An 897-nucleotide genomic window follows, 5' to 3' on the forward strand; every position below is an offset into this window, starting at 1 on the left:
GCATGGTATTACCCATCTTCAGCTGCTCGGCGGTGGCCACCGGCACGTCAGACAGTTGGAAGCCGCCCATCAGCACGATGCCCATCTCGAAGGCGATCAGAGCGCCGACAACGGCCGCCAGCGGCAGATGCTTCCAGAAGCCCTCACGCAGGCTGTCGGTGTTCAGGTCCAGCATCATGACGACGAACAGGAACAGCACCATGACGGCACCGATGTAGACGAGCACCAGCGCAATCGCCAGGAACTCGGCCTTCAGCAGCATCCAGATGCAGGACGCCGTGAAGAAGGACAGGATCAGGAACAGCGCCGCATGCACGGTGCTGCGCGCCGTGATGACGCGGAACGAACTCACCAGCAGGATGCCGGAGAAGACGTAGAAGAGGATGGTCGTGATGTCCATACGTATCCAGGCCAGCTGAGCTGGACCGCTGCGGCCGCAAGGCCGGTCAGCGATCAGCGGTACTTGGCATCAGCCTCCTTTTGGGCCGCGATTTCGGCTTCGTACTTGTCACCGACGGCCAGCAGCATGTCCTTGGTGAAGTACAGGTCGCCGCGCTTTTCGCCGTGGTATTCGAAGATGCTGGTCTCGACGATGGAGTCCACCGGGCAGCTTTCCTCGCAGAAGCCGCAGAAGATGCACTTGGTCAGGTCGATGTCGTAGCGCGTCGTGCGGCGGCTGCCGTCGGCGCGCACGTCGCTCTCGATGGTGATGGCCATCGCGGGGCAGACGGCCTCGCAGAGCTTGCAGGCGATGCAGCGCTCTTCACCGTTCTCGTAGCGGCGCAGCGCGTGCAGGCCGCGGAAACGCGGGGAGAGAGGCGTCTTCTCTTCCGGGAACTGGATGGTGATGTTGCGCGAGAGGAAATGCCTCCCGGTGAGCTTCATCCCCTTGAGCAG

General features: G+C 62.5%; 2 protein-coding genes. Both read right to left on the bottom strand.

Features of this window, described 5'->3' with window-relative positions:
* A partial coding sequence (locus tag AC1DU6_RS33190; protein ID WP_477862573.1) for an NADH-quinone oxidoreductase subunit J occupies nt 1–400 on the bottom strand: 400 nt, incomplete at its 3' end.
* Between the two features lie 53 nt (nt 401–453).
* Nucleotides 454–897: NADH-quinone oxidoreductase subunit NuoI (nuoI, locus tag AC1DU6_RS33195; protein ID WP_477862575.1), on the bottom strand; the 444-nt coding region annotated here is incomplete at its 5' end.

The sequence above is a fragment of the Roseateles sp. P5_B10 genome (assembly GCF_056400485.1).